Source organism: Pedococcus bigeumensis (genome assembly GCF_006438965.1).
Taxonomy (GTDB): Bacteria; Actinomycetota; Actinomycetes; order Actinomycetales; family Dermatophilaceae; genus Pedococcus; species Pedococcus bigeumensis_A.
In genome coordinates, this window is record NZ_RCZM01000003.1 from 13,274 (window position 1) to 38,681 (window position 25,408).

Annotated in this window: 30 protein-coding genes and 1 pseudogene; 12 read left to right on the forward strand and 19 right to left on the reverse strand. The window is 69.7% G+C overall.

All coding sequences use genetic code 11. The annotated features are described in order from the left end of the window. Positions 1-9: 9 nt before the first annotated feature. From EAH86_RS08405 to EAH86_RS08450, 8 genes and pseudogenes are all read right to left on the reverse strand, one after another. Complete coding sequence (locus tag EAH86_RS08405) at positions 10-1,542, reverse strand: SulP family inorganic anion transporter (protein WP_140739109.1); 1,533 nt, start codon at positions 1,540-1,542, stop codon at positions 10-12. 96 nt (positions 1,543-1,638) lie between these two features. Next, on the reverse strand, positions 1,639-2,034 hold the full coding sequence (locus EAH86_RS08410) for a MerR family transcriptional regulator (protein ID WP_425325222.1): 396 nt from the start codon (positions 2,032-2,034) through the stop codon (positions 1,639-1,641). A gap of 599 nt (positions 2,035-2,633) precedes the next feature. Then, the gene (locus EAH86_RS08420) at positions 2,634-3,119 is read right to left on the reverse strand and encodes an SRPBCC family protein (protein WP_161988601.1); all 486 of its coding nucleotides are present in this window, start codon (positions 3,117-3,119) and stop codon (positions 2,634-2,636) included. A 100-nt stretch (positions 3,120-3,219) separates the two neighbouring features. Further along, positions 3,220-4,161: pseudogene (locus tag EAH86_RS20790) on the reverse strand (cysteine desulfurase family protein). 332 nt (positions 4,162-4,493) lie between these two features. Continuing rightward, positions 4,494-4,829: a YnfA family protein gene (locus tag EAH86_RS08435; protein WP_140739121.1), complete on the reverse strand. Its 336-nt coding sequence runs from the start codon at positions 4,827-4,829 to the stop codon at positions 4,494-4,496. Positions 4,830-4,842: 13 nt separating this feature from the next. Then, positions 4,843-5,133 (reverse strand): hypothetical protein, encoded by a 291-nt coding sequence (locus tag EAH86_RS08440; protein WP_140739124.1) that lies wholly within the window; start codon positions 5,131-5,133, stop codon positions 4,843-4,845. After that, on the reverse strand, positions 5,130-5,651 hold the full coding sequence (locus EAH86_RS08445) for a MerR family transcriptional regulator (protein ID WP_206665783.1): 522 nt from the start codon (positions 5,649-5,651) through the stop codon (positions 5,130-5,132). Before EAH86_RS08445 ends, EAH86_RS08440 begins: the two co-directional genes overlap by 4 nt. Then, entirely contained in the window at positions 5,648-6,076 is a 429-nt protein-coding gene (locus EAH86_RS08450; RefSeq protein ID WP_140739127.1) for a hypothetical protein, read from the reverse strand. The genes EAH86_RS08445 and EAH86_RS08450 overlap by 4 nt, the downstream gene beginning before the upstream one ends. Before the next feature lie 128 nt (positions 6,077-6,204). Here EAH86_RS08450 and EAH86_RS08455 point away from each other — a divergent pair, with 128 nt between their 5' ends. The 8 genes from EAH86_RS08455 (at position 6,205) to EAH86_RS08490 (ending at position 13,193) form a co-directional block, all read left to right on the forward strand. Beyond that, positions 6,205-6,615, forward strand: coding sequence for an ArsR/SmtB family transcription factor (locus EAH86_RS08455; RefSeq protein WP_140739130.1), 411 nt, complete (start codon positions 6,205-6,207; stop codon positions 6,613-6,615). Beyond that, the gene (locus EAH86_RS08460) at positions 6,612-7,514 is read left to right on the forward strand and encodes a cation diffusion facilitator family transporter (RefSeq protein WP_140739133.1); all 903 of its coding nucleotides are present in this window, start codon (positions 6,612-6,614) and stop codon (positions 7,512-7,514) included. Before EAH86_RS08455 ends, EAH86_RS08460 begins: the two co-directional genes overlap by 4 nt. Next, positions 7,511-8,299, forward strand: coding sequence for a cation diffusion facilitator family transporter (locus tag EAH86_RS08465; RefSeq protein WP_241668286.1), 789 nt, complete (start codon positions 7,511-7,513; stop codon positions 8,297-8,299). Before EAH86_RS08460 ends, EAH86_RS08465 begins: the two co-directional genes overlap by 4 nt. A 104-nt stretch (positions 8,300-8,403) precedes the next feature. Next, positions 8,404-9,060, forward strand: a complete 657-nt coding sequence (locus tag EAH86_RS08470; protein WP_140739136.1) for a DsbA family protein — start codon at positions 8,404-8,406, stop codon at positions 9,058-9,060. 114 nt (positions 9,061-9,174) lie between these two features. Further along, positions 9,175-9,717, forward strand: coding sequence for a vitamin K epoxide reductase family protein (locus EAH86_RS08475; protein WP_140740704.1), 543 nt, complete (start codon positions 9,175-9,177; stop codon positions 9,715-9,717). A 56-nt stretch (positions 9,718-9,773) separates the two neighbouring features. Then, complete coding sequence (locus EAH86_RS08480) at positions 9,774-11,159, forward strand: MBL fold metallo-hydrolase (RefSeq protein WP_140739139.1); 1,386 nt, start codon at positions 9,774-9,776, stop codon at positions 11,157-11,159. Then, complete coding sequence (locus EAH86_RS08485; RefSeq protein WP_140739142.1) at positions 11,156-12,535, forward strand: MFS transporter; 1,380 nt, start codon at positions 11,156-11,158, stop codon at positions 12,533-12,535. The genes EAH86_RS08480 and EAH86_RS08485 overlap by 4 nt, the downstream gene beginning before the upstream one ends. Next, positions 12,528-13,193 (forward strand): ArsR/SmtB family transcription factor, encoded by a 666-nt coding sequence (locus EAH86_RS08490; RefSeq protein ID WP_140739145.1) that lies wholly within the window; start codon positions 12,528-12,530, stop codon positions 13,191-13,193. The genes EAH86_RS08485 and EAH86_RS08490 overlap by 8 nt, the downstream gene beginning before the upstream one ends. Before the next feature lie 22 nt (positions 13,194-13,215). Here the strand turns inward: EAH86_RS08490 and EAH86_RS08495 are convergent, their stop codons facing one another. From EAH86_RS08495 to EAH86_RS08515, 5 genes are all read right to left on the reverse strand, one after another. Next, positions 13,216-13,506: a hypothetical protein gene (locus EAH86_RS08495; protein ID WP_140739148.1), complete on the reverse strand. Its 291-nt coding sequence runs from the start codon at positions 13,504-13,506 to the stop codon at positions 13,216-13,218. Positions 13,507-13,721: 215 nt separating this feature from the next. After that, positions 13,722-14,222, reverse strand: a complete 501-nt coding sequence (locus EAH86_RS08500; protein WP_091787697.1) for an SRPBCC family protein — start codon at positions 14,220-14,222, stop codon at positions 13,722-13,724. Next, entirely contained in the window at positions 14,222-14,704 is a 483-nt protein-coding gene (locus EAH86_RS08505) for an SRPBCC family protein (RefSeq protein ID WP_140739151.1), read from the reverse strand. Before EAH86_RS08505 ends, EAH86_RS08500 begins: the two co-directional genes overlap by 1 nt. Continuing rightward, positions 14,701-15,024, reverse strand: coding sequence for an ArsR/SmtB family transcription factor (locus tag EAH86_RS08510; protein ID WP_241668287.1), 324 nt, complete (start codon positions 15,022-15,024; stop codon positions 14,701-14,703). Before EAH86_RS08510 ends, EAH86_RS08505 begins: the two co-directional genes overlap by 4 nt. A 20-nt stretch (positions 15,025-15,044) precedes the next feature. Further along, positions 15,045-16,130: a cation diffusion facilitator family transporter gene (locus EAH86_RS08515; RefSeq protein WP_140739157.1), complete on the reverse strand. Its 1,086-nt coding sequence runs from the start codon at positions 16,128-16,130 to the stop codon at positions 15,045-15,047. Between the two features lie 54 nt (positions 16,131-16,184). Between EAH86_RS08515 and EAH86_RS08520 the strand changes: the two genes are divergently transcribed. Further along, the gene (locus tag EAH86_RS08520; protein ID WP_206665784.1) at positions 16,185-16,586 is read left to right on the forward strand and encodes an ArsR/SmtB family transcription factor; all 402 of its coding nucleotides are present in this window, start codon (positions 16,185-16,187) and stop codon (positions 16,584-16,586) included. A gap of 56 nt (positions 16,587-16,642) precedes the next feature. On the opposite strand, the gene EAH86_RS08525 is transcribed toward EAH86_RS08520, so the two are convergent. From EAH86_RS08525 to EAH86_RS08535, 3 genes are all read right to left on the reverse strand, one after another. Next, entirely contained in the window at positions 16,643-17,263 is a 621-nt protein-coding gene (locus EAH86_RS08525) for a DUF305 domain-containing protein (protein WP_140739160.1), read from the reverse strand. A gap of 223 nt (positions 17,264-17,486) precedes the next feature. After that, positions 17,487-19,022, reverse strand: coding sequence for a multicopper oxidase family protein (locus EAH86_RS08530; protein WP_140739163.1), 1,536 nt, complete (start codon positions 19,020-19,022; stop codon positions 17,487-17,489). Beyond that, the gene (locus EAH86_RS08535; protein WP_241668288.1) at positions 19,019-19,321 is read right to left on the reverse strand and encodes an SHOCT domain-containing protein; all 303 of its coding nucleotides are present in this window, start codon (positions 19,319-19,321) and stop codon (positions 19,019-19,021) included. Before EAH86_RS08535 ends, EAH86_RS08530 begins: the two co-directional genes overlap by 4 nt. Before the next feature lie 140 nt (positions 19,322-19,461). Here EAH86_RS08535 and EAH86_RS08540 point away from each other — a divergent pair, with 140 nt between their 5' ends. The 3 genes from EAH86_RS08540 (at position 19,462) to EAH86_RS08550 (ending at position 23,878) form a co-directional block, all read left to right on the forward strand. Next, positions 19,462-20,199, forward strand: coding sequence for a response regulator transcription factor (locus EAH86_RS08540; RefSeq protein WP_140739166.1), 738 nt, complete (start codon positions 19,462-19,464; stop codon positions 20,197-20,199). Further along, positions 20,196-21,404: a sensor histidine kinase gene (locus tag EAH86_RS08545; RefSeq protein WP_140739169.1), complete on the forward strand. Its 1,209-nt coding sequence runs from the start codon at positions 20,196-20,198 to the stop codon at positions 21,402-21,404. Before EAH86_RS08540 ends, EAH86_RS08545 begins: the two co-directional genes overlap by 4 nt. 74 nt (positions 21,405-21,478) lie before the next feature. After that, positions 21,479-23,878: a heavy metal translocating P-type ATPase gene (locus EAH86_RS08550; protein WP_140739172.1), complete on the forward strand. Its 2,400-nt coding sequence runs from the start codon at positions 21,479-21,481 to the stop codon at positions 23,876-23,878. A 332-nt stretch (positions 23,879-24,210) separates the two neighbouring features. Here the strand turns inward: EAH86_RS08550 and EAH86_RS08555 are convergent, their stop codons facing one another. The 3 genes from EAH86_RS08555 to trxA all read right to left on the reverse strand — a co-directional run bounded on the left by EAH86_RS08555 (position 24,211) and on the right by trxA (position 25,340). Then, on the reverse strand, positions 24,211-24,477 hold the full coding sequence (locus EAH86_RS08555; protein ID WP_056920565.1) for a metal-sensitive transcriptional regulator: 267 nt from the start codon (positions 24,475-24,477) through the stop codon (positions 24,211-24,213). Between the two features lie 33 nt (positions 24,478-24,510). Then, on the reverse strand, positions 24,511-24,903 hold the full coding sequence (locus EAH86_RS08560) for a DUF302 domain-containing protein (RefSeq protein ID WP_140739175.1): 393 nt from the start codon (positions 24,901-24,903) through the stop codon (positions 24,511-24,513). A 68-nt stretch (positions 24,904-24,971) separates the two neighbouring features. Then, positions 24,972-25,340: a thioredoxin gene (trxA, locus tag EAH86_RS08565; protein WP_140739177.1), complete on the reverse strand. Its 369-nt coding sequence runs from the start codon at positions 25,338-25,340 to the stop codon at positions 24,972-24,974. Between the last annotated feature and the right edge of the window lie 68 nt (positions 25,341-25,408).

Consider the following 25,408-nt stretch of genomic DNA (forward strand, 5'->3'; position numbering starts at 1 on the left):
GACCGCTCGTCAGTGGCCGCCGCCGAGGTGACCGGCCAGTCGGGTGTGTCGTTCTTGGCTGGCGTCGTTGAGGCCGATGATGGTGACGTTCTTGCCCTTGGCTGCGTACTTGGTGGTGATGGCGTCCAGGGCGGCGACGGTGGAGGCGTCCCAGATGTGGGAGCGGGACAGGTCGATGACGATGTTGCGGGGGTCGCCGACGTAGTCGAACTGGTAGACGAGGTCGTTGCTGGAGGCGAAGAACAGCTCGCCGACCACGGCATACACGCGGGTGTCCTCGTCGGGGTGGGCGATGTCGACGACCTGGGTGAAGTGGGCGACCCGTCGGGCGAACATGACCATCGCGACGATGACGCCGACGATGACGCCGATGGCGAGGTTCTGCGTGGCCACGACCACGGCGACAGTGGCGACCATGACCAGGGTCTCGCTCTTGGGCATCCGGCGCAGGGTGGCGAGCTGGATGCTGTGCCAGTCGAACGTGCCCACGGAGACCATGACCATGACCGCGACCAAGGCCGCCATCGGGATGACGGCCACGATGTCACCCAGACCTACGACAAGGATGAGCAGGAACAGTCCAGCCAGGAACGTGGAGATGCGGGTCCGGGCCCCGGAAGCCTTCACGTTGATCATGGTCTGCCCGATCATGGCGCAGCCGCCCATACCGCCGAAGAAGCCCGTGATGATGTTCGCGGCGCCTTGGCCCCACGCCTCACGGGTCTTGTGCGAGTGGGTGTCGGTGACGTCGTCGACGAGCTTGGCCGTCATCAGCGACTCCATCAGCCCGACGAGCGCCATCGCCAACGCGAACGGGCCGATGACGGACAACGTCTGGAGGTTGAACGGCACGTTCGGGAAGAACAGGGACGGCAGGTTGTCGGGAAGCTTGCCCTCGTCCCCGACGGTCGGCACGGCGATGGCCGTCGCCACGGTGAGGATGGTCAGGGCGACGATGGCCACCAACGGGGCGGGTACCGCCTTGGTGAACCGGGGCAGGAACACCATGACGACGATGCCGACCGCCACGAGCGGGTACACCGCCCACGGGACGTTGACCAGGTGCGGCACCTGCGCGAGGAAGATGAGGATGGCCAGGGCGTTGACGAAGCCGACCATGACCGAGCGCGGGATGAACCGCATCAGCTTGGCCACGCCGAGGACGCCGAGCACAACCTGGATGACGCCGCCGAGGATGACGGTGGCTATGAGGTAGTCCATCCCGTGCTCGCGCATCACCGGGGCGATGACCAGGGCGACCGCACCGGTCGCGGCCGAGATCATCGCCGGGCGGCCGCCGAGGAACGCGATCGACACCGCCATGGTGAACGAGGCGAACAAGCCGACGCGGGGGTCGACGCCGGCGATGATGGAGAACGAGATGGCTTCGGGGATCAGAGCCAGGGCGACGACGAGACCGGCCAGGACCTCGGTGCGCAGCCGCTTGGGCGAGCGCAGCGCGGCGCGCACCGACGTGGTGTCCCGTTCGTGGGGGAACTCGGTGACCTGGTTGAGGGCGGGGCTGGGTGGGGCAGCGGACAAGGGGTGCTCCTGTGGAGGGCGTGGTGGGTAGTGGCCCAGGGGGCCGGCCTCGGCACGACGGCGTGCGGGGGCGACGTGGGTGGGTGGTGCGGCGGGTTAGCTGAGCTCGTCGCGCAGCTGGTCGACGAACGCCTGCGCGCTGTCGGTCTGCTCGCGCAGGACGGTGAGCTTGTGCTCGACCAAGGCTTGGTAGGTGGCCATGCGCTCGGACAGGGACGCGCGGGTCTTGGCGGACAGGCGCGGGTTGGTGAGCCGGTCGCGGGCCTCGATGAGGTCACGCATCTCCTCGAGGGTGAAGTCCAGCGGCTTCATCCGCTTGATGAGCAGCAGCCGGGCGACGGCGTCCTCGCCGTACAGGCGGAACCCGCCGGCGCTGCGCTGCGCCTCGGGCAGCAGCCCGACCTCTTCGTAGTGGCGGATGGTGCGCAGGCTCAGCCCCGTGCGCTCGGCGACGTCACCGATCTGCATCAAGCTGGTTCGGGTGGGGTCCAAGTTCCGGTGCCTTCATCTCGCGTTAGGACTGGGGGTGGGACGGCGGGCGACCGTGGTGGTCCGTCGTCAGCGTGCCGTCGCCGTGGAACTCTACCCTGACGTGAGGGTAGAGTTGAAAATCGCGTGAGGCTGCCTCTGGCGCAGGAGAGTGACGCGAACGTGCCGTGACGAAGTAGGTGACGGCGCTGATGAAGATGAGCAGGCTCGTCCAGTCGTTGAGTCGAAGGCCGAGAACGTGGGTTGGCGGTGTCGACGCGTAGGTACTCGATCCAGGGCCGGCCGACGGTGTATGCGGCAACATGGAACGGGAAGGCCCGCCCGTGGGTGAGGGCAAAGCGCCGGTCTGCGGGCGGTGGCGGGGTGCCTATGCGCTGCTGCCGCGAGCAGTGCTGGGCGCTCTGGGAGGAGACCCCAGTCATTTTGCAGGTGGAGGCCCTTGACTCAAGCCGCCGCCATCACCGTTGGGCTGTTCCGCCGCCTCCTCGACGCGATTCTAGGAAGCGGGAGCGTCACGCTGGAGAACACCGTCGAGGTGTGCGTCCAACACGTGCAAGTCAGGGCCTAACGTCGCGAGGACCGATTGACTTCAGCCGCAGCGTTCAGGGCCTCTGCAGGGAAGCCGCGTAGGCGGCTTCGGCAGCCGCTGCGAGCGTGGTCAGGGTCTGCTGAATCCCACGGCGCAGCTGGCGGTCTCGTGGGATCAAGGTCTCCAGGATGCGGTTGGCCAACGGGCACCACAGGAACTCGTAGGACTCAACGACTTCGGTCCCGGTTTCGGTGGGTGTGAGGAGATAGCGCCAGCGGGTCTCTTCGCGACCGTCAGGGTGCATCACACTGAATGCGAACTCATCGCCTGGCGTGGCAGCGGTGATGGTGCACTCGGTTCGCCACCTGACCGGACCCAGATGGTTCGCGCCACGGAACCGGACCCCGACCGCCGCGCTGGTCGCACCGTCGAGCCATTCACATTTGTCGGTCTCGGGTGACCAGTCCCCCATTCGGCTGACGTCCGAGATCAACGCATAGATGCATTCGGCGGGCGCAGCGACGCGAACACGCGCTACTCCCTGCGTTGCTGAGGTCATGTCGGGAGCGTAGCTCCGTTGCCGTTGAAGGCATGCCGCCCGGACCATTGCCGGGGGCCCACCACGATCACGGTTCCAAACACGGTGCGATTCGGGTCGATCAGGCCGTCAGCGTGCCGGCTGCGGCCGTGATGGCGGTGGCCGAAGCGGAGACCTGGTCGGGGGTGGTGTGCCTGCCCAGGGACAGTCGGATCGCCCCAGCGGCCATCTCGGCGTTCACCCCCATCGCAACCAGCACGGCCGACGGCTCGATGTCTCCTGTGTGGCAGGCCGATCCGGTGGAGGCGGCGATCGCGGGGCAGATGGCCAGGACGTCCAACCCGCGGGTGCCGGGGACGGAGATGCTCAGCGTGTTCGGCAGCGCGTGCGCCGGGTCGCCGAGTCGGACGATGCCGGGGATCATCGCGGCGAGCTCGGACCAGAGTTGGTCGTGCAGGTGACCGATCCGTTCGGCATCGGCGCCCAGGTTCGCCGCGGCAAGAGCGCACGCGGCGCCCAGGCCGACGACGCTGGCCACGTTCTCGGTCCCGGGCCGGATGCCGTGCTCCTGGCCGGCACCTGCCACGACCGGGTCGATGGGGGTGCCGCGACGGATGTAGAGGGCGCCGATCCCTTTGGGGGCGTATCACTTGTGCCCGGCAATCGACAGCAGGTCCACGCCCAGGTCGTCGACGTCGACGGGGATCTTGCCTACGGCCTGTGCGGCATCGGTGTGGACCACCGCGCCGCGAGCGTGCAGAGACTCGGCCAGGTCCCTGATGGGCTGGATGGTGCCCACCTCGTTCTGGGCCAGGATCAGAGTGCCCAGCCCGACCGGGGAGCGCTCGGCACTGCAGGCGCCCGGGTCGATCCGACCAGCGCCGTCCACGGCCAGGGTGGTCACCTCCCAACCAGCGGCGGTCAGTAGGCGGGTGGTTTCGGTGGTGGCGGGGTGCTCAGCGGCGCTGGTGACCACGTGCATGCGTCCGGCCTGGATGGCAGCGGCGGCGGCTCGCTGCGTGAGGGCGGCAGCGAGCTGGCGGACCGTGGGTGAACCAGCCATGCCATCCGCGGTGGTGTACACGCGGCACGCCAGTGCCGGCACAGCACATGGCTGCTCGAACGGGTCGGTGCCCTCTAGCCAGACGGGGGGTGACCGCTCGAAGCCAACCCGCTGCGCTTCCTCGATGGTCTCAACCGCCAGAGTGGTCACCGAAACCGAGACTCCGGCTAGGTAACTCGGCCGCCGTGTTCACGCGCTGCACCGTCGGCTGCCAGCTGGGGCATCCGGCGAAGTACAGCACCGTCACGTCCACGCTCATGCGCTCATCGTCGCCCCACGCCCCATCGCGCGGACCCCCGACTGCCCAATCGGCTTGCGGCAGGCATTCGCGCTCACGCGGAGCGGGGCGCGTACATGATGAGCCCGACCCCAACCAGGCAGACCACAGCACCGAAGATGTCGAACCGGTCCGGGCGGAACCCGTCGAACACGACACCCCAGGCCAGCGACCCGGCGACGAACACCCCGCCGTACGCGGCCAGGATGCGCCCGAAGTTCGGGTCCGACTGGAAGGTGGCGACGAACCCGTACGCAGCCAGCGCCAGCACGCCGGCGCCGACCCACACCCAGCCGCGGTGTTCACGCACCCCCTGCCAGACCAGCCAGGCCCCACCGATCTCGGCGATGGCGGCGGTCAGGAACAGCAGGATGGAGCGGGTCACGGTCATGACGGCCGTGCTGTCATCCGCCTTGGGCCTCATGTCCTGGCGGCGCGGTGGTGAGGGTGACGTCGACCGGCCCGGGCGCGGACGGCGTGCATGAGGCCGCGGCGACCGCCTTGCGGCGACGGGGCAGAGCGAGTCCGGCGGCCGCCGCGACGACGAGTGCGAACACGGTCCCGGCGAAGACGAAGGTGACGGCGGTCGCGGCAAGTCCTGCCACTCCCAGCAGGGCAAGGAGCGGTGGGGCGCAGCAGACCGCGCAGGCTGCGGCGCCCGCACCGACCAGATGTCGGTCCCGAAACCCGCTCATGCCCGGCCCTTCGCCCTGCGGGCCGGGCGACTCGAGTCGGACCCAACCATCGGCAGCATCCTCGCCGACCCCTGGGTGGGTTGCCCGGTCGCGAGGCGCTCGAACGGCAGAGGGCAGCAGTCACTGCTGGCGCAGGAGACCAGGTCGTCACAGCCTGCGTCGAGTGCCGCCAGCAGGGTGGACCGGATGACGGTCAGGTCCGCCATGCGCGCCTCGACCTCGGCCAGTTTGGCCCTTGCCTGGGCCTGCAGACCGGTCTTGGCCGGGCGACCGTGGTGGTGTCGGCCGACCTCGAGCAGGTCCGCGACTTCCTCGAGGGTGAACCCGAGACGTTGGGCGGCCCTGATGACCCGCAGCACGGTGACCGCGTCGTGGTCGTACAGCCGGTGCCCTCCGGGGGAGCGGTCCGGCGCCGGGAGGAGTCCGCGGCGCTCGTAGTAGCGAAGCGTCTGCGCGTTCACCCCGGCCGCACGCGCCACTTCACCGCTGCGCAAACCTTGGCCGGTTCCGGCGTTCACGCGCGCCTCCGAGCTGCGCCCGAGGGGTCGGCGTGGGCCTGGGCTTGGGCTCGCGTCACCAGTGCGGCCAGCACGTCCACGTGCGCTGGAGGAACCTCGATGTCCAGGACCACGTCCCCTGGGCGGGCGGCCACCCGACCTGCGGCGGCAGGCCCAGGCAGCTGAGCATCGACGGTGAAGGTGAAGAACGAGCAGCACGCCGACTCGCGTTCGGTGAGGTCGAGGACGGCGGCCGTGAACTCGTCCGCCTGACGGCGCGGGCCGGCGGCCAGAACCAAGCGGGCGCGGGCCGCGTCGACGCGGTCGACGCGGTCGACGGCAACCAGGTGGTGGGCGAACAGTGTGTCGAACTCGGCCACCCGCAACGGTTGCTCGATGGTCGGCAGGGTGCACGCCTGCGGTGCCACCCAATCCAGATTGGTCATCAGCGATTCCTCCATCCGAACCCGTCGAACGGGCCCTGACCATCACGGTAAACCTGTACCTCAGTACCAGATGCAAGCCCCCAGAGCATGGTGGCAACCGGTCGTCCAGTCACTGCTAACATCTGAGCATGCGCTCAGATGACAAGGTTGCCGGGTTGGACGCGTGCGCGGTCGCGTGCGTGCACCCGCAGAAGGTCCAACTGGTCCGTGACGCCTCCCTGCCGGAGGCCGAACTGGTCCGCGCGGCGGGGATGTTCAAGCTGCTGGGCGACCCGACCCGCTCGCGGCTGCTGTACGCGCTGCTGGAGGCGGGCGAGCTGTGCGTGTGCGACCTGGCCGCTGCCACCGACACCCAGGAAGCCACGGTGTCGCAGTCGCTGCGGATGCTGCGAGCCTCCGGGGTCGTGACGGGTCGCAGGCAGGGACGGCTGGTGTACTACCGGCTCGCGGACGCTCACGTGCGGATGATGCTGGACCTGACCCGCGAGCACATCGGCCACGGACGCTCCCCCGCCGCTCCGGCGTTGGTGTCCACGTGAGCGGAGGGCACTCCCACGGTGGTCACGCAGGGGGCGCGCACCGGTGGCGGCTGCAGACTGCGTTCTTCCTCGTGGCCGGGTTCTTCGTCGTCGAGCTCGTCACCGGGCTGACGTCCGGGTCCCTGGCCCTGCTGTCAGACGCCGGGCACATGGCGGCCGATGTCGTCGCACTCGGCGCTGCGCTGGTCGCCACCCGCATCGCCACCCGCCCGGACAGCACCGGGCGGCGCACGTTTGGCTCCTACCGCGCCGAGGTGTTCGCCTCCGGACTGGCGGTCCTGCTCATGCTCGGCGTGTCGGTCTACATCGGGATCGAGGCCGTTCGCCGCATCGGGGGCACCCCGGAGGTGTCCTCCGGGCCCATGCTCCTGGTCGGCGCCATCGGGTTGGTCGTCAACATCATCTGCATCGTCCTGCTGCGCGGCGGCGCCGGAGAGTCCCTCAACGTCAAGGGCGCCTACCTCGAGGTGGTCGCCGACACGCTCGGGTCGGTCGGCGTCATCGTCGCCGGAGTCATGGTTGCCACAACGGGAAGCGCCTGGTGGGACACCGGCATCGCACTGGCCATCGCGGTGTTCGTTGCAGTGCGCGCGGTCATGCTCGGCCGGGAGGTGCTCGTCGTCCTTGGCCAACACGCCCCGGCCGGGATGGACCCCGACCGGGTCGCGGACGCGCTGGCCGCCGTGCCAGGAGTCAGCGAGGTCCACGACCTGCACGTGTGGACGCTGACCTCTGGGATGAACGTCGCCACGGCGCACCTGATGACCGGCGAAGATGCTGACCCGCACGCTGTGCTGGACGAGGCGCGGCAGGTCATGCGCACGAAGTTCGGCGTCGAGCACGCGACCCTCCAGGTCGAACCCGACACCCACACCGGATGCAAGGAGGTCACCTGGTGACCGCATGGACCACCCTCGCCAGCCCCGCACGGCGTGTGACCCTGATGCGCCGCGCGCAGCTGCTCGCCGCGGCATCCGTGGCGTACAACGTCGTCGAGGGCGTCATCGCCATCACCGCCGGCAACATCGCCGGCTCCTCCGCCCTGGTCGGGTTCGGCCTCGACTCCTTCGTCGAGGTGTCCTCCGGCCTGGTCATCCTCTGGCAGTTCCGGCACGCCATGCCCGAAAGCCGCGAACGAAGCGCACAGCGACTGATCGCGGTCTCGTTCTTCGCCCTTGCCGCCTACCTGACTATCGACGCCGGGCATGCCCTGCTGACTGGCGCGCGGCCGGATGGCAGCCCCATCGGGATCGGGTTGGCGGTTGCTTCGCTGGCGGTCATGCCGTTCCTGAGCCTGTGGCAGCGGCGCACGGGCCGCGAGCTCGGCTCCGGCGCCGTCGAAGGCGACGGCACCCAGACCTTGTTGTGCACGTACCTGTCCGCGGTCCTGCTCGTCGGACTCGTCCTGAACGCGACCCTCGGCTGGTCCTGGGCCGACCCCATCGCCGCGCTGGTCATCGCCGCCGTCGCCGCCCGCGAAGGCTGGCAGAACTGGCAGGGCGACGACTGCTGCGCCCCAGCCACGCTGTCCGCGGCAGGAGTCGGGGCGGACGCGTCGGCCGCTGCCATGGACGACAACTGCGGCGACGACTGCTGCGCCCTTGTCTCAGCCGAGCAGCCAGTGCTCGCCGAACCGTCGCGGCCGGTGGGTATCGAGCTCACCCGTCGCGGCGGCCACGACTGACCCGCCGAGAGGCCCCAGCGGGAACCTGTGCCGCCGAGCACACGTTTCGCCCTAACACGCCCCCGCCCGACCTGACCGCACACCAGTTCTGGAGCTGACTCCCCGTGAAGCGCAACGCCGTCATCTCGGCTGCCACCGTGGCCGTGTTCGCGGCCATCGTGGCCGCCGCCCTGACCCTCGGTCCGGAGAGCAAGACCCCTGCGGATGCCGCTGAGCCCGGCCAGTCGGCCGGCCGGCTTATCCGCGACGACAGCCACCGACTCGGGGCGCCCGGCACCGGCAAGGTCGTCCTCGTCGAGTTCCTCGACTTCGAGTGCGAGTCCTGCCGCGCGGCATACCCGGTCGTGGAGGACCTGCGAACCAAGTACGCCGGCAAGGTCGACTTCGTCGTGCGGTACTTCCCCATCCCCAGTCACGCGAACGCGCTCAACGCCGCCGTCGCCGTCGAATCCGCCGCCCAGCAGGGCAAGTTCGAGGAGATGTACAAGCGGATGTACGAGACCCAGACCAGCTGGGGCGAGCAGCAGGACTCCAAGGCCGACGTGTTCCGCGGCTTCGCTGCCGAGATGGGACTGGACATGGTCGCCTACGACAAAGCCGTCGCCGACAAGGCAACCGCGGAGCGGGTCGAGCGCGACCGCGAGGACGGCCTCGCCCTGGGCGTGAACGGGACGCCCACCTTCTTCCTCAACGGCAAGCAGCTCGAGCCCACCTCCGTCGAGGACTTCCACGCCCAGATCGACGCAGCCCTGGCCGGCTGACCCGTGGACTCGCCAAGCACCACCAAGACCGGAGCGGCCGCGGTCAACCCCAACGGACCCAGCCCTGCCACGGGCCGCGCACCCGAGGTCACCCGCGGGACCGCCTGGGCCCTCATGCTGGCCGGCCTCGCCGGGCTCGCGGCCGCCTTCACACTGCTCGTGGAGAAGGTCGCACTCCTGACCGACCCGGCATACGTGCCGTCCTGCAGCATCAACCCGGTCCTGTCCTGCGGGTCAGTCATGAACACCACCCAGGCGTCCGCCTTCGGCTTCCCCAACCCCATCCTCGGCGTCGCCGCCTTCACCGCCCTACTCACCCTCGGCAGCCTTCTGGTTGCCCGAGGGTCCCTGCCGCGGTGGTTCTGGTGGGGCATCCAGGCCGGGACCACGCTCGGGCTGGTGTTCGTGCACTGGCTGATCTTCGCCAGCCTCTACCGCATCGGCGCCCTGTGCCCGTACTGCATGGTCGTCTGGGTGGCCACCATCACCGCGTTCGTCACCACCACAGCCCACAACCTCAGGACCGGTCGGCTGCCGCTGGCGGTGCGGTGGCGCGGGGCCGCGGCCTACTCACCGAGTGTGGTCACCATCTGGCTGGTTGTCATCGCGAGCCTTGCCGTGGTCAGGTTCTGGGACTACTGGTCCACCTTGGCCTGAGCGCCACCGGGTAGAGCGCGCACCCCGAAGCGGAAGTCATTCTATATAAATGTAGAATGACCTCGTCCGAGCCCACCCCCGCCTTGCCGGTCCGCATCCTCCCACTGGTTGACGAGGGGCTGGGGAACTCGGCCTACCTGCTCGATCTCGGTGACGGGCGCGGGTTGGCGGTGGACGCGAGCCGGGACCTTCGGGCCCTGCACGCGACCGCCGACCAGCACGGGCTGAAGGTGGCCTTCGCCGCGGACACCCACCTGCACGCGGACTTCCTGTCCGGCTCGCTGGGTCTTGCTGCCAGTGATGGTGCGACGGTGTTGGCATCAGCCGCCGGCGGCCGCGAGTTCGCCCACAGGGCCTTGGCCGACGGTGACGAGGTCGACCTCGGTGGCCTGACCCTGCGCACCTTGGCCACTCCGGGCCACACCCATGAGCACATCGCGTTCGAGCTGCTCGACGGCGCGAACACCGTCGGCGTGTTCACCGGCGGGTCCCTGCTGGTCGGGTCCGCGGCCCGCACCGATCTCGTCTCGCCCGAACGCACCGAGGAACTCACACGGGTGCAGTACCAGTCGCTGCAACGCCTCGCCCGACTCGATGACCGGGTCGCGGTGTGGCCCACCCACGGAGCCGGGTCGTTTTGTTCCGCACCCCCCGGTGCCCAGCGAACCTCCAGTATCGGGACCGAGCGCGCCACCAACCAGCTGCTGCGCGCGCCGTCCGAGGACGCATTCGTCCAGGCCCTGCTGGGTTCGTTGGGCACGTACCCGCCGTACTTCAGCCGGCTCGGCGAGCTCAACCGCCTCGGGCCGCCCTTGGTCGACGGCGACTCCCTGAACTTCTTGGAACCGGGACAGGTTCGGGCGCTGGCGTCGGCCGGGTCCCCTGTCGTCGACGTGCGCGCCTTGGAGGCGTTCTCGGGCGCCCACGTGCCCGGGGCGGTGTCAATCCCGTTGCGGGACGCGTTCGCGACCTGGCTCGGCTGGCTCATCACCCCCGGCACGCCGCTGGTCGTGGTGCGTGACGCCGACCAGGACCCCGCTGAGATCGTGTGGCAGGCGCGCAAGGTTGGCTACGACCTGTTCGCTGGCGAGCTCACCGAGGGCCTAGCTGGATGGACCGCAGCCGGGTTGCCCACCGCGTCCATCCCGCTGGTCGCCGCCGACGCCCTGGACGGTGCGACCGTCCTGGACATCCGCCAGAGCGGCGAGTTCACCTCCGGACACGTGCCCGGTGCAGCCCACGTCGAGCTCGGTACCCTGACCGGCCACCCCCTCCCAGCTCTGCCGGCGGGACCCCTGGTGGTCATGTGCGGTCACGGGGAGCGTGCGATGAGCGCCGCCAGCCTCCTGGCCCGCGCCGGCCGACGTGAGGTTGCCGTCCTGGCCGGCGGACCCGGCGACTGGGCGGCCACGACCAGCCGGACGTTGGAGACCGGACGATGAGCGGCACCAACGCCCCCGACTCCACGGACGCTGCGCGGACTGAAGGAGCTCCAGCCATCCGGTTGGGGCTGCGGCAGAACGCCGCCCAGTTCGGGCTGCTCGTTGCCGTCAACGCCCTCGTCGGCGGGATGCTCGGGCAGGAACGCACCGTTCTTCCGCTGCTGGGCGAGCGCGAGTTCGGGCTGAAGGCGTACACCGCTGGGCTCAGCTTCATCCTCGTGTTCGGGCTCGCGAAGGCGGCCACGAACTACTTCGCCGGCACGATGGCCGACCGGTACGGGCGCAAACCGGTCCTGGTCGCTGGGTGGCTGGTCGCTGTCCCGGTGCCGCTGATGTTGATCTGGGCTCCTTCGTGGGCGTGGGTCATCGTCGCCAACGTCCTGCTCGGCATCAGTCAGGGCCTGACCTGGTCCACCACCGTGGTGATGAAGATCGACCTGGTCGGGCCGGCCCGCCGTGGCCTGGCGATGGGGCTAAACGAGGCCGCGGGCTACGGGGCCGTGGCCGTGACCGCGTTGCTCACCGGGTACCTGGCCCAGTCCTACGGGCTACGCCCGGCACCGTTCCTGCTCGGCATCGCGTTCGCCGCCCTCGGCTTGGGTCTGTCCACGCTGGTCGTGCGGGAGACCCGCGACCACGCACGCTTGGAGGCCGCCAGCCATGTCGCCCGGGACGACGGGTTGCATGACCACCTCCATGCCGAGCTGGGCAACCGGGCCGTGTTCACCCAGACGAGCTTCCGTGAACCCGCGCTGTCCTCAGCCAGCCAGGCCGGGCTGGTCAACAACCTCAACGACGGCCTGGCCTGGGGGCTGTTCCCCATCCTGTTCGCCGGCGCCGGCCTGAGCGTGGGACGCATCGGCGTTCTGGCCGCCGTGTACCCGGCCGTGTGGGGTGTGGGGCAGCTGCTCACCGGCGCCCTGTCCGACCGGTGGGGCCGCAAGTGGCTCATCGCCGGCGGCATGGGCCTGCAAGCGGTCGCGTTGGGGCTCGTCGCGCTTGGTGACTCGTTCACCGTCTGGGCCAGCGCGGCCGCACTGTTGGGGTTGGGGACGTCGGCGGTGTACCCGACGCTGCTCGCGTCCATCGGTGACGTCGCCCACCCGGCATGGCGCGCCCGTGCGGTCGGTGTCTACCGGCTGTGGCGCGACGGCGGGTTCGCCGCTGGCGCACTCCTGGCTGGCATCATCGCCGACGCGGTGGGGGTCCGGGCCGCGATCTGGGTGGTGGCCGCCCTGACCGCCGCGTCCGGGCTGGTCGTGGCGGTCCGCATGTACGAGACCCACCCCCGCGCCCACCGCCAACCGCGCACCCGGACTCCCGACGCAGAATCGACTCAGTCCGTCACGTCCGAGCAGGAGGCTCATCATGGGTGACCGCACCGCGAAGGCTGCGCTCTTCGCCGAGTTCGCCGCCACCGGAAAGGCCCTGTCAAACCCGTCCCGCCTCGAGCTGCTGGACCTGCTCGCCCAGGGACCACGCAGTGTCGAAGACCTCGCCGCCGCTGCGGACCTCGCGGTCGGGACCTGCTCGGCCCACCTGCAGACGCTGCGCGAGGCAGGCATGGTCAGCACTCGGCGCGACGGCAAGCGCGTCTTCTACTCCTTGACCGGCGACGACGTCGCCGCCCTGTTCGCGCAGCTGCGCACCGTCGCTCAGGGGCACCGCCCGCACACCGAGCTGGCCCGCCAGGCGTACTTGGGTCCCGACGACACGACCGCGGTGAGCACCCAGGAGCTCCTGGCCCGCCTGGGCGACGGCCGCACCGTTGTCCTGGACGTTCGCCCCGGCACCGAGTACGACGCCGGGCACCTGCCGGGGGCGGTGAACATCCCGCTGGACGAGCTCGCCGACCGACTCGCTGAGCTGCCTGCCGGGGCGGACATCGTCGCGTACTGCCGCGGCAGGTACTGCGTCCTGGCCCACGACGCCGCGCGGCTGCTGAACAGCGAAGGCATGACGGCTCGACGCGCGGAGGACGGCGTCCTGGAATGGCGCATCACTGGCAGCGCAAGGCTGGATGGAGCCGCCTGACGGGTAAGTCCAGGCCGTTCGCTCAGTACAGGCACCAGCTCAGGACATAGTCGGCCGGGCTTGCCTGCAGCGCCTGCACTGTCCACACGGTCACCGGTGCCAGCGCGGGGAATGCAAACAGTCCCACGCGGAGCCGGTACCGGGTTCGCCACAGGGTGACAGCCCACGGGATGGCGACCAGGGCAGCGAGCAGCACGAGTGACCGTTGAGCTTCGCCGAGGTCAGCAGCCTGTGCGGGTTCGTTGCACACGCCCGCGTGCATGAGGGTCTGGTACGCGGAGACGACGAAAGTGACGACCCACGTGACCAGCATCCCGACGACGATGGCGGTCCACCGGGCCGGGCGCCAGCCGCGCCACCGGATCAACGGACGCCGGCCAGTGTCTACACCAGTGGACGCACAAGTTGGACCGACGGCACCCTGGCCGGGCGCCTCCGACGAACCTGCTGTGTGCATGCCCAACCCTGACGTGTCCCAGTGCACACCACATCCGCTCAGGTACTCACCGGAAGCGACCCCGCGTCAGCTCAGGAGGGACCCGCCTCTGGTCCAGCGTGACGTCCGTCCGGACGCTGCGGCTCAGAGCGCCCCGGCTCCTCGAGGTGTTGCTTCAACGCGGTCAGGTTGGCGGGCATCTCCTTGGCCGCTTGGCGGCGCACCATGAGTGGGACGAGCAGCTTGCCGATGCCGTGGCCCTCGAAGTCGACGGCGATGGTCAAGCGGGAACGGGCATCGTCGAGCGGTTCGACGGTGACGTCGACGATGGCTCGGATGGGGCCGTCGATGCCGTGCACTCCCCACCGGTGCGGCGGCTCGATGTGGGTGACTGTGGAGGTGGAGGACCGGACGGCGCCGCCGATGCGGCGCGACGTCAGGCATCGGTCTCCGACCTTGGGGGCGCCGGTGGCCTCCATGTGGCCGTCAACGACGCCGTTCTGCCACTCGTGGAACCGGGTGGGGTCGGTGGCGTAGGCGAACACGTCCGCAGCGGCGCGGTTGACGTCCATGGTCACGGCGACCGGTGCCATCAGGACGCCCCGTTGGTGATGGCGGCGTACCGGTCCAGGTACAGCGGCCAGCCCTGGTCGCCGTCGATACCTTCATGGACCGCTTCCCAGCCGGGTCCGTGCCGGTCGATGTGGCGGTGCTCGAGCACGACACGTGTCTGACCGTCGCTCAACGGCGTGAACTGGACATCGACTTCGCTGGTCTTCGCCGGGTCGGTCTCGACCTGCCAGGTCGGGCCGATGTCCCAGCTGAACACGACCCGGCTCGGCGGGTCGTAGGTGAGGATTCGTGCCCACCGGCACTCGGACCCGTCCGTGCCGCGGTCGATGATGTGACCACCGACGCGCGGCTCGAACACGGTCGACGCGATGGGCACTGCCAGCAGGTTGTGCTCGGCCGGCTTGAAGTCGCCAAACCCGTCGGTGAACAGGGCGAACGCCCGCTCAACCGGGACGTTCACCACCACTTCCTTGCGCACCACCGGCGCGGCGGTCTGGGTCATGACTGCTCCCTTGGTGTCGGTTCGTTGGTGTTCCGCACGTACCCGGTCAGGGCCCGATTCCAGAAGGTGTCGAGTTGGTCGCGCATCGCGGCCACACCCGCGGGGTTGAGCCGGTAGATGCGGCGAGTGCCTTCGGCCTGCTCGGTGACCAGGCGGGCGGCCTTGAGGACCTTCAGGTGCTGGGACACCGCGGGCCGGCTCACGGGCAGGACATCGGCCAGCTCCCCCACGGCGCGGGGCCGTTCGGCCAGGCACTCGAAGATGGCGCGCCGCGTGGGGTCCCCGAGGGCGCTGAGCCCATCCACCTGTTGGTTAGCCACCACGAACGGTAAGTTATCACTTACCGATCGAGTTGCCCACCCTCGACCGCTGCCGGGTAGGCGTGGACGACTGCTCGTCGCAGGCGAGGAACGGCGGCGACCATGTGTTGCTGCGCCTCGTGCGCCAGGTCATGGGCGGCCGCCGCGCTCACGCCCGTCTCTACGTCGAGGGTGACGTCTGCCAGTAGCTCGTGACCGACCCACCGCATCCGCAGGTCACGCACCCCCACTACGTGCGGCATCGACACCAAGGCGTTCTGCGCGGCTTCGACCTTGTCCGGTTCCACGCCGTCCATCAGGCGCCGGAACACCTCGCGCGCCGCGGTGCGGAGCACCATGACGATGGCGACTGTGATGAGCAGGCCCACCAACGGGTCTGCCCAGTTCCAGCCGACGGCTACACCTCCTGCCCCGACCAGGACCGCCAGGGAGGTCAGGCCGTCGGTGCGCGCATGGTGGCCCTCTGCAACGAGAGCTGCCGAGCCGATGGCGTTGCCCTCGCGGATCCGGTACGCGGCCACGGCTTCGTTGCCGAGGAAGCCGACGAACCCGGCCAGAGCGACCCAGCCAAGGTTGTGTACCGGTGCCGGTTCAAGCAGCCGGCGGACGGCCTCCCAGCCAGCCAGGACCGCCGAGGTGGCAATCATCAGGATGACGAAGAGGCCGGCAAGGTCCTCGGCGCGCCCGAACCCGTACGTGTACCTGCGGGTCGGTGGACGCCGACCGAGCCAGAACGCCACCCACAGCGGGATGGCGGTGAACGCGTCGGAGAAGTTGTGGATGGTGTCGGCCAACAGAGCGACCGACCCTGACGCGAGGAAAACCAGCAGCTGGAGGACAGCGGTGAGGGCCAACCCGACGAGGCTGACCTTGACGGCGCGGATTCCGCGGGCGCTGGACTCCAGGGCGTCATCGACGGAGTCCGCCGCATCGTGGGAGTGCGGGGTGAACACGTGGCGAGCCCGACCCAGCCACCCGTGCTGGTGGTCGTGGTCATGGTCGTGGTCACGCACTGGCTCGCCCTCGTACGCATGCTCGTGGCCGTGCAGGCCCTCGACACTCCGTGGCTCGTGAGGCTGGTTCGGCACGTTGGGCGGCGCGGGCATGAGTCCAGCATAACTGCGTGTATGTGAAGGTACGCAGGCGGTAGGGTTTGATGTGTGCACGACGAACTCCCCACCCTGTCCATGCCGCACGACGACCAAGCTCAGCTGGCGGCGGAGACCTTCCGGATGCTGGCCGACCCGACGCGGATCAAGCTGCTGTGGGCGCTGATGCAGGGCGAGTCATCAGTGACCTGCCTGGCCGAGCTTGCCGGGGTCACGCCGACGTCGGTGAGTCAGCACCTGGCCAAGCTGCGACTGGCTGGCTTGGTCCGGGGACGCCGGGAAGGAACGTTCATTTACTACACGGCCGCTAACACCCATGTGCATACCTTGTTGGCTGAGGCAATGTCCCATGCGGAGCACGCCGATTCCGACCTCGGCTCGGAGGGCATGCACCGGCATGCCCTTCGTGCTGGCGCCCCGCCCACGTCTGGCGCCGCCCCATCACCCCGCTGAGGAATCCCTGACCGGGCGAAATAACGTCACGAACGCTGCGAGGCGGACGCTGACGTTCAGCTCGCCGAGAGCAGCCCCTTCATCGCGGCGATTTCCTTCGTCTGACCGTCGATGATGCTCTGCGCCAGGGTCCGAACCTGCGTGTCTTTCGTGGTGGCCAGGACGTCGTTGGCCATGGTGAGTGCGCCCTGGTGGTGGGCGATCATCATCGTCAGCCACATTCGGTCGAACTGGGCACCGGACGCCTGGCTCAGCTTGGTCATGTCGGCCTGGCTCATCATGCCGTCACTTCCGTGGTCCATGCCGGCCATACCGTTCATGTCCGCGGAGCCGGTGGGTGCGCCCCACGTGCCCAGCCATCCGGTCATGGTGGCGATCTCGGGGTCCTGGGCGGCCTTGATCTTCGTGGCGAGGGCCTTGACGTCGGCGGAGGAGGCCCGGGTCAGGGCCAGGTCGGCCATCTGCACGGCCTGCTGGTGGTGCGGCACCATCGTCTGCGCGAACATCACGTCGGCTGGGTCAACCTTGGCCGTGGACGTCGCGCTCGAGCTGGCGGTTCCCATTCCGTTCATCCCGGTCATGCCGTTGTGATCGGTGTCTGCCCCGCCGCAGGCGCTGAGGGCGATGGTGCCCGCCAGGACAGCGGTGACGGACAGGGCACGGGCAGTGGTGCGCACGGCGTGAGCTCCTTGCGTGGGGGGCGGGACGCGGGTGCCGGGCCGGAAGGGGGGACTCGCAGGCCCGGCACCCACACCTACCACGGTCCGGTTCGTCCCCTGAGGGTCCGGTGGGTATCCGATGAAGGTTCGATGAAGAACCAGCCGGACCAGGTCCGCGGAGCCCTCCCCCTGTGGTCGGGCCACTCGACCTCCAGAGACGCGCGTCCAGGTGGGGTGGGCGTCAGGTTCGATACGACAGGGTCGTCATCATCCCGGCCTCACCGTGGTATGCGTTGTGGCAGTGCGTCATCCACTGGCCGGGGTTGGTTGCGTCGAGGTCGACTGTGACCGTGCGCATCTGGGCCACGATGACGGTGTCCTTGCGCACCCCGGGGCGACCGGCGGCGTCGACGACGGCGAACGTGTGGCCGTGCAGGTGCATGGGGTGGAACATCATCGTCGCGTTCTTCAGCCGCAACCTGACCCGTTCCCCCTGGCGCACGTCCAGCGGTCGCTCATGGTCGAAGGTGCGCCCGTTGATGGTCCACTCGTAGCCGCTCATCGACCCGCCCAGGACGACGTCGTGAGTCCGGTCCACACGGCCGACGGGCATGGCCGCGGGCTCCGCTGGTGTCAGGTCGGCGACGGTCAGGACCCGTCCATCGAGCTCTTCCGGACGCACCTGCGGGGTCGGCACGGGCCCGGTGGACGTGCGCACCACAGCCATCCCCTGGCCTTGCTTGCCCTCGGCCGACGCCACGAGCGGGAACGCGCCGTCGCCCAGGTTGAGCATGACGTCGACGCGTTCACCCATGCCAAGCAGGACCGCGTCGCCGGTCACGGGCACCACGGGGAACCCGTCGGCGTGGGTCAGGCTCAGCTGGTGCCCGCCGACCGCGACACGGAAAGCGGTGTCCGAGGCGGCGTTCACCAGGCGTACCCGGACGCGCTGCCCGGGACGACCGGTCAGTGTCACCGGCGCCGCTGGCACGCGGCCGTTGACCAGGTAGTACGGGTAGGCGATGTCGCCGGCGCCACCCAGCAACGGTGACGTCATCGACTCACCACCCATGCCACCTCCACCCATGCCCATGCCGCCCATCCCGCCCGTGGCACCCATACCGGACCCTGTGGCGGCCCTGAGCGAGGCCAGGACCTGGTCGGGGGTGCGGCCGGTGCCGTCGATCCAGTCGTCGAGGACGACGACCCACTCGTGGTCGTACGCGCCGGGTTCGGCCGGGTCGTCCACCACTAGGACGCCGTAGAGGCCCCTGTCGAGCTGGACGCCGACATGTGGGTGGAAGAAGTACGTGCCCGGGTCGGGGACGGTGAAGTCGTACCGGAACGAGGTGTTCGGGGCGACCGGGGCCTGCGTCATGTCGGGGACGCCGTCCATGTCGTTCCGCAGCGCAATCCCGTGCCAGTGCACCGTCGTGGGCGTCGGAAGGCCGTTGCTCAGGTCGACGACCAGGCGGTCACCGGCTCGGGCGCGGATGGTGGGTCCTGGAACGGTCCCGAACGACCAGGTGTCGACCACCGGTCCGCCGAGGTCGACGCGGCCCGGCGTGGCGCTCAACTGGGACGTCACAGTCCGTCCGGTGTGCAACCGGGCGCGCTCGACCACCCCGACCACCGGGGCGGTGGGTGTGACGAGCCGGGTCGTAGGGGCTCCGCACGCTGCCAGGACGCCCAATCCGGCGAGCCCGGCACCTCCCGCGAGCACGGTCCGTCGTGCCAGGCGCCCAACGCCGGGATCGGGCGTCCAGGGACGGCTCATGCCCGGCTCATCGGGGCGGCGAGCCGGGCCCGGTACTCGGTCTCGTCGATGTCACCTGCGGCGAACCGTTGCTCGAGCAGGGCTCGCGCCGCCGGGGACACCTCGTGCCCGACCGGGGGCGCCGAACCGTTGTCGGTCCTGGCGACCATCGTGCGGTCACGTGCACCCCATGGCCAGCGCATCACGGCCACGATGGCCACAGCCACCAGGACCCATAGCCCGACCATCATCACCGACATGACCACCCAGTTGCCCCAGCCGGTGTCGTAGCCACCCATCATCGGGACCACCCTCTTCATCTTCTTCTCGTTGTGTGTCCTCCCAGCGTGCGACGGCCCCACTGCACCCCCGGTCGCGCAACGATGAAGGTTCGCTGAAGAAGAACCCGGTATGGCTCTTCGCACCTCGGCCGCGCGCGTTGGCCTGCGACGATGTCGCCATGAGCACCCCCGACGCCGCCCAACAAGCCAACGAAGTACGCGGGCTGCGCGCGCTGGTCGTCGAGGACGACACCCCGATGGCTGACGTCATCGCCAGCTACCTGGACCGCGACGGATTCGAGGTCCGCACCTGCGGAAACGGCCTCGACGCAGTCGAGGTCGCCCGCGAGCTCGACCCGGACGTCGTCGTCCTCGACCTCGGGCTACCGGGCCAGGACGGGCTGGAGGTGTGCCGGCAGCTGCGCACCTTCTCCGACGCGTACGTGGTCATGCTCACCGCACGTACCGACGAGGTCGACACGCTCGTCGGGTTGTCCGTCGGGGCCGACGACTACATGACCAAGCCGTTCAGCCCCCGCGAGCTCGTCGCGAGGTTGCGCGCCATGCTGCGCCGCCCCCGCCCCATCGGTGGGCACGGTACCGAGCAGCCCCACCTGCGCACCTTTGGTGACCTGTCCATCGACCCGCTGGGTCGCGACGTGTGGGTTGGTACGGAGCCGGTTCCCCTGACCCGCACCGAGTTCGACCTCCTCGCTGCCCTGTCAGCCAGGCCGCAGATGGCGTTCAGCCGACGGCAGCTCATCGAGGACGTGTGGGGGTCGGGCTGGGTCGGTGACGAGCACCTCGTCGACGTCCACGTACTCCACCTGCGTCGCAAGCTCGGTGACGACGCCACTACGTCCCGGTTCATCCGCACCGTTCGCGGCATCGGGTACCGGATGGGGACCGGCGCATGACCACCTCGACGCCGCCGACGCCCCCGCCCTCGCCCGAACCAGCGCGCTTAACGCAGTCGTCAGGAACGCCGGCACCTTCGTCGTCAGGGCGGGAACGGCGGCGTCCCGCGGGGCTGTCGACGCGCCTGCTGCTCGCCCAGGGGCTGCTCCTGGTAGCCGGGGCAGGCACAGCATGGCTCGTCGCCATCGCCATCGGCCCCGGCATCTTCCACCAGCACATGATCGAGGCCGGGGGCACCCACACCCCGGCCGAGCTCGACCACATCGAGCGCGGTTTCCGTGACTCGCTCGTCGTGGCGCTGTCCACCGGCCTGGTCGCCGCCGTCCTCATCGCACTGGTCGTCACGTGGTGGTTCAGCCGCCGGCTGCGCACCTCTACCGCTGCCGTCGCCGCGTCCACCACCCGCATCAGCCACGGCCACTACGACACCCGCGTCCCGACCGTCGGCCTCGGTCAGGAGTTCGACCACCTCGCCGACACCGTGAACGAGCTCGCCACCCGCCTCGGGCACGTCGAACAGACCCGCACCCGGCTGCTGGCCGACCTCGCCCACGAGATGCGCACCCCCCTGGCCAGCATCGACGCCCACCTCGAGGCCATCGAGGACGGGGTCCGCACCACCGACGCAGCCACCATGGCCGTCCTGCGCGGCAACAGCCGGCGCCTGCACCGCTTGGCCAACGACATCACCACCGTCAGCCGCGCTGAAGAAGGACGCCTGGGCCTGCGACCGACACCCACGGCAGCGGCCGACCTCCTGCGCGGCGCCGCCTCTGCTGCCGCGGACGCCTACTCCACCGCTGGTGTCACCCTGCGGACCGAGGTCAACACCCCCGCCGCCATCGACGTCGACCCCGACCGCATCAGCCAGGTCCTGACGAACCTGCTCGACAACGCCCTGCACCACACCAGGGCCCCAGGAGCAGTCACCCTCACCGCCCGCCGCGGTCACCTCCACACGGTCGAGCTCGTCGTCACCGACACCGGCGACGGCATCAGCGAAGCCGACCTGCCGCACATTTTCGAACGGTTCTACCGCGCCGACCCCTCCCGCCAGCACCGCGGCGGCAGCGGCATCGGGCTGACCATCAGCCGCGCCATCATCGACGCCCACGGCGGCACCCTCGTCGCCACCAGCAACGGACCCGGACGCGGCGCCACCTTCACCGCCACCCTCCCCGAATCCGGGCACCACCACCCCTGACCCCAAGCCGGCACCGCCGCCTCTAGTGACCTTCACCTCTTGACAGGATACCCCCTAGGGGTATCGTGGTGGATATGGACACAACCCACGACCACGCGAACCACTCCGACCTGCTGGGTGATGTGCGGGTGTCGTCGGTGAAGGACCCCGTCTGTGGCATGGACGTCGACACCGCCACCAGCGAGCACCGCACCGACCTCGACGGGCGCCCCCATCACTTCTGCTCGCCCGGGTGCAAGGCGAAGTTCGACGCCGACCCCAGCGCCTACCTGGTCGCCGGACCCGAGGCCCACCAACCCCACGCCCACGCCGACCAGCCTGCGCACGCCGCCGGCGCTGGCGACTCCGGTGGGGGCGTGGCGGCGGCAGAGTGGACGTGCCCGATGCACCCCGAGATCCGCCGGCCCGGGCCCGGCACGTGCCCCATCTGCGGGATGGCACTCGAGTCGGTGACCGTCACCGCCGACAGTGGCCCCAACCCTGAGCTCGCCGACATGGCCCGCCGGTTCAAGCTCGCAACCGCGCTGAGCATCCCGGTCCTCATCCTAGGCATGGGCCGCGACCTGGTCCCAGCCCTGCACGATGCCGTCTCCACGACGGCGTCGAACTGGGTCCAGCTGGCGTTCGCGACACCGGTCGTGCTGTGGGCAGGTGCCCCGTTCTTCGCCCGGGGCTGGACCTCGGTGCGCACGATGAAGCTGAACATGTTCACCCTCATCGCCATGGGCACCGGCGTCGCGTGGCTGTTCAGCGTCGTCGCCACCCTGGCCCCCGGGGTGTTCCCGGAGTCGTTCCGCATGGACGGCGGGGTCGCGGTCTACTTCGAAGCGGCCGCCGTCATCACCGCCCTCGTCCTGCTCGGCCAGGTCCTCGAGCTGCGCGCCCGAGAGAGCACCTCGGGCGCCATACGAGCCCTGCTCGACCTGACCCCGAAGACCGCCCGCCGACTCGACGGCTCCGGGACCGAGACCGACGTGCCGCTGGAGCAGGTCGTCGTCGGCGACCTGCTGCGCGTCCGTCCCGGGGAGTCCGTCCCCGTCGACGGACAGGTCCACGACGGGTCCTCCACCCTGGACGAGTCAATGGTGACCGGCGAGTCCATGCCCGTCACCAAGACCACCGGTGACCCGGTCATCGGTGGCACCGTCAACCAGACCGGTTCCCTGCTCGTGCGCGCCGGCAAGGTCGGCGCCGACACGATGCTGGCCCGGATCGTTCAGATGGTCGCCGACGCCCAACGCTCCCGGGCACCCATCCAGCGCCTCGCCGACAAGGTCTCAGCCCTGTTCGTCCCTGCCGTCATCCTGGCCGCGGTTGTCGCATTCGTCATCTGGGCCGCCCTCGGCCCCGACCCGCGCCTCGCGCACGCCCTGGTCATCGCCGTCAGCGTGCTCATCATCGCCTGCCCCTGTGCCCTCGGCCTGGCAACGCCGGTGTCGATCATGGTCGGCGTCGGACGCGGCGCGTCCCTGGGGGTGCTCATCAAGAACGCCGAAGCGCTCGAGCTGCTCGAGAAGGTCGACACCATCGTCGTCGACAAGACCGGCACCCTCACCCAAGGCAAGCCGTCCCTGACCCACATCAGCCCCGCGGCTGGATTCGACAAGAACGACGTGCTGCGCCTCGCGGCCGCCGTCGAACGACCCTCCCAGCACCCGCTCGGGGCGGCCATCGTCTCCGCAGCCACCGACGCCGCCCTGACGGTCCCGGACGTGGCCGACTTCGACGCCCCCACCGGCAAGGGCGTCGTCGGAACCGTCGAAGGGCGACGCGTCCTGGTCGGCACCGCCTCGTTTCTGGCGGCCAACGACGTTGCCACGGCTGCCTTGGACGAGGAGGCGGACCGGTTGCGCACCGACGGCGCCAGCGCCGTCTACGTCGCCGTCGACGGAAGCTTGGCCGCGGTCCTGGCCATCGCCGACCCCGTCAAGGACACCACGGCCTCAGCCCTGAACGCCCTGCGCCGGGACGGCATCGAGGTCGTCATGCTCACCGGCGACAACACCAGGACCGCCCAGGCCGTCGCACGCACCTTGGGCATCGACCGGGTCGAGGCCGAAGTCATGCCCGACCACAAGGCCGACGTCGTCACCAGGCTCCGCGCCGAGGGCAAGGTCGTGGCCATGGCCGGCGACGGCGTCAACGACGCACCCGCCCTGTCCGCGGCCGATGTCGGCATCGCCATGAGCACCGGGACCGACGTGGCCATCGAGAGTGCCGGCGTCACCCTCCTGCGCGGTGACCTCAACGGCATCGTCGCAGCGCGCGCCCTGTCCAAGGCCACCATGGGCAACATCCGCCAGAACCTCGTCTTCGCGTTCATCTACAACGCCGCCGGCATCCCCCTGGCCGCGGGCGTCCTGTACCCGGCGTTCGGGCTGCTGCTCTCACCGATGATCGCCGCCGCGGCGATGGCACTGTCATCGGTCAGCGTCATCAGCAACGCGCTGCGGCTGCGGAGTCGTCGCCTGTAGGCGGGTATCCGCGTTGTCGTAGGGACTGGTGAGGCCGTGAGCCCTCGCCCGGTCAGCGTTCAACGCGTCTGGCAGGCGGAGCAGCTGACCTCATCCGAAGGTGACCGACCGGCGCCTCACGCTGCGGTGAGAGCGGCGACGACCGGGTTCCGAATGTGTCAGCGAGGACGACGAACTCGTCTGCAGCAAGCAGCGGGAGCACGGTGCGCTCTTGTCCGCGTTGCCGCCGACGAGGGCGTTGACGAAACTGCGGCAGGTTGGCGCGTCGGCTGAGGGTGGGCGTGACGGCGTGGCCCGCGCCGAGTGTCGAGGGCGCGGTGGGTGTAGGCATCTCAGGCGAGGGTGAGGAAGAGCTTCTCCATCGTGGCCTGGTCCTCCGCGTTGATGCCGTCGGGTGAGGACATGCACTCACGCATGCCGGAGGAGACGATGGCGAAGCCGGCCCGGTCCAGGGCTCGGTTGACGGCGGCGAGCTGGGTGACGACGTCGCGGCAGTCGCGGCCTTCCTCGATGAGGCGGATGACGCCGCCGAGCTGGCCCTGGGCGCGGCGCAGGCGGTTGATGACGGGGGTCATGTCGTCGGTGTTGAGGGTGACCATGGTGGTGCTCCTTGCCGGGAGGTGGTGGCGGGGTCAGGCGGTGAGGGCGGTGAGGGCGGCCGTGAGTCGTTCGCGGGCGTCGGCGGCGACGTCGATGAGGTTCTCGTTGCGGGTCATGGTGACCATGACCTTGGGGTCCATGGCCTCGACGAGGGTGGTGGTGTCATCGATGGCGCGGACGAGCACGTTGCACGGCAGCAGCAGCCCGATCGACGGCTCGGCCTGGACCGCGGCGTACGCCAAAGGCGGTCGGCAGGCGCCGAGGATGACCTGGGCGGGGATGTCGACGTCCAGCTTGGCCTTGAGGGTGGCCGCGAGGTCGATCTCGGTCAGGACGCCGAAGCCCTGGTCGGCCAGCGCTGACCTCGCGGCCTCGAGGGTAGGTCCGAACGGCTGGTCGACGGTGGTGCTCAGGGCGTAGCTCACGGTGAGGCTCCTTGGTCAGTGCTGGCGGTGGCGCTTGGCGGAGCCGTTCGGGTGCTGGCGGCAGCCGGTCACGCGGGCTCGGTCTGCTGGGCGAGCTGGGTGCGGATGGCGTCCATGTCCAGGGCGCGCACGCCGTCGATGACCTGCTCCAGGCCGGCTGTGGGCAGGGCGCCGGGCTCGGAGAACACCAGGATGCCGTCGCGGAACGCCATCAGGGTGGGAATCGACGTGATCTTCGCAGCGGCGGCGAGGGCCTGCTCGGCCTCGGTGTCGACCTTGCCGAACACGATGTCCTCGTGCTGGATCGAGGCGGCCTCGAAGACCGGGGCGAACTGGCGGCACGGGCCGCACCAGGACGCCCAGAAGTCGACGAGGACGATGCCGCCGCCGGTGATGGTGGACTCGAAGTTCTGCCCGGTCAGGGTCGTGGTGCTCATGGGGTTCTCCTTGGTCTGCTGAGGTGAGGATACCTGCTGGGGTATGCAGCGCCCGACCAGTCTGCTCC

Bases quoted from the DNA above. Each gene is read 5' to 3' on its own strand.
- EAH86_RS08420 (WP_161988601.1), bottom strand. From the start codon at position 3,119: ATGACCTCAGCAACGCAGGGAGTAGCGCGTGTTCGCGTCGCTGCGCCC.
- EAH86_RS08435 (WP_140739121.1), bottom strand. From the start codon at position 4,829: ATGACCGTGACCCGCTCCATCCTGCTGTTCCTGACCGCCGCCATCGCC.
- EAH86_RS08440 (WP_140739124.1), bottom strand. From the start codon at position 5,133: ATGAGCGGGTTTCGGGACCGACATCTGGTCGGTGCGGGCGCCGCAGCC.
- EAH86_RS08450 (WP_140739127.1), bottom strand. From the start codon at position 6,076: ATGACCAATCTGGATTGGGTGGCACCGCAGGCGTGCACCCTGCCGACC.
- EAH86_RS08455 (WP_140739130.1), top strand. From the start codon at position 6,205: ATGCGCTCAGATGACAAGGTTGCCGGGTTGGACGCGTGCGCGGTCGCG.
- EAH86_RS08475 (WP_140740704.1), top strand. From the start codon at position 9,175: ATGCTGGCCGGCCTCGCCGGGCTCGCGGCCGCCTTCACACTGCTCGTG.
- EAH86_RS08480 (WP_140739139.1), top strand. From the start codon at position 9,774: ATGACCTCGTCCGAGCCCACCCCCGCCTTGCCGGTCCGCATCCTCCCA.
- EAH86_RS08485 (WP_140739142.1), top strand. From the start codon at position 11,156: ATGAGCGGCACCAACGCCCCCGACTCCACGGACGCTGCGCGGACTGAA.
- EAH86_RS08490 (WP_140739145.1), top strand. From the start codon at position 12,528: ATGGGTGACCGCACCGCGAAGGCTGCGCTCTTCGCCGAGTTCGCCGCC.
- EAH86_RS08495 (WP_140739148.1), bottom strand. From the start codon at position 13,506: ATGCTGGTCACGTGGGTCGTCACTTTCGTCGTCTCCGCGTACCAGACC.
- EAH86_RS08500 (WP_091787697.1), bottom strand. From the start codon at position 14,222: ATGGCACCGGTCGCCGTGACCATGGACGTCAACCGCGCCGCTGCGGAC.
- EAH86_RS08505 (WP_140739151.1), bottom strand. From the start codon at position 14,704: ATGACCCAGACCGCCGCGCCGGTGGTGCGCAAGGAAGTGGTGGTGAAC.
- EAH86_RS08515 (WP_140739157.1), bottom strand. From the start codon at position 16,130: ATGCCCGCGCCGCCCAACGTGCCGAACCAGCCTCACGAGCCACGGAGT.
- EAH86_RS08530 (WP_140739163.1), bottom strand. From the start codon at position 19,022: ATGAGCCGTCCCTGGACGCCCGATCCCGGCGTTGGGCGCCTGGCACGA.
- EAH86_RS08535 (WP_241668288.1), bottom strand. From the start codon at position 19,321: ATGAAGAGGGTGGTCCCGATGATGGGTGGCTACGACACCGGCTGGGGC.
- EAH86_RS08540 (WP_140739166.1), top strand. From the start codon at position 19,462: ATGAGCACCCCCGACGCCGCCCAACAAGCCAACGAAGTACGCGGGCTG.
- EAH86_RS08545 (WP_140739169.1), top strand. From the start codon at position 20,196: ATGACCACCTCGACGCCGCCGACGCCCCCGCCCTCGCCCGAACCAGCG.
- EAH86_RS08550 (WP_140739172.1), top strand. From the start codon at position 21,479: ATGGACACAACCCACGACCACGCGAACCACTCCGACCTGCTGGGTGAT.
- EAH86_RS08555 (WP_056920565.1), bottom strand. From the start codon at position 24,477: ATGGTCACCCTCAACACCGACGACATGACCCCCGTCATCAACCGCCTG.
- trxA (WP_140739177.1), bottom strand. From the start codon at position 25,340: ATGAGCACCACGACCCTGACCGGGCAGAACTTCGAGTCCACCATCACC.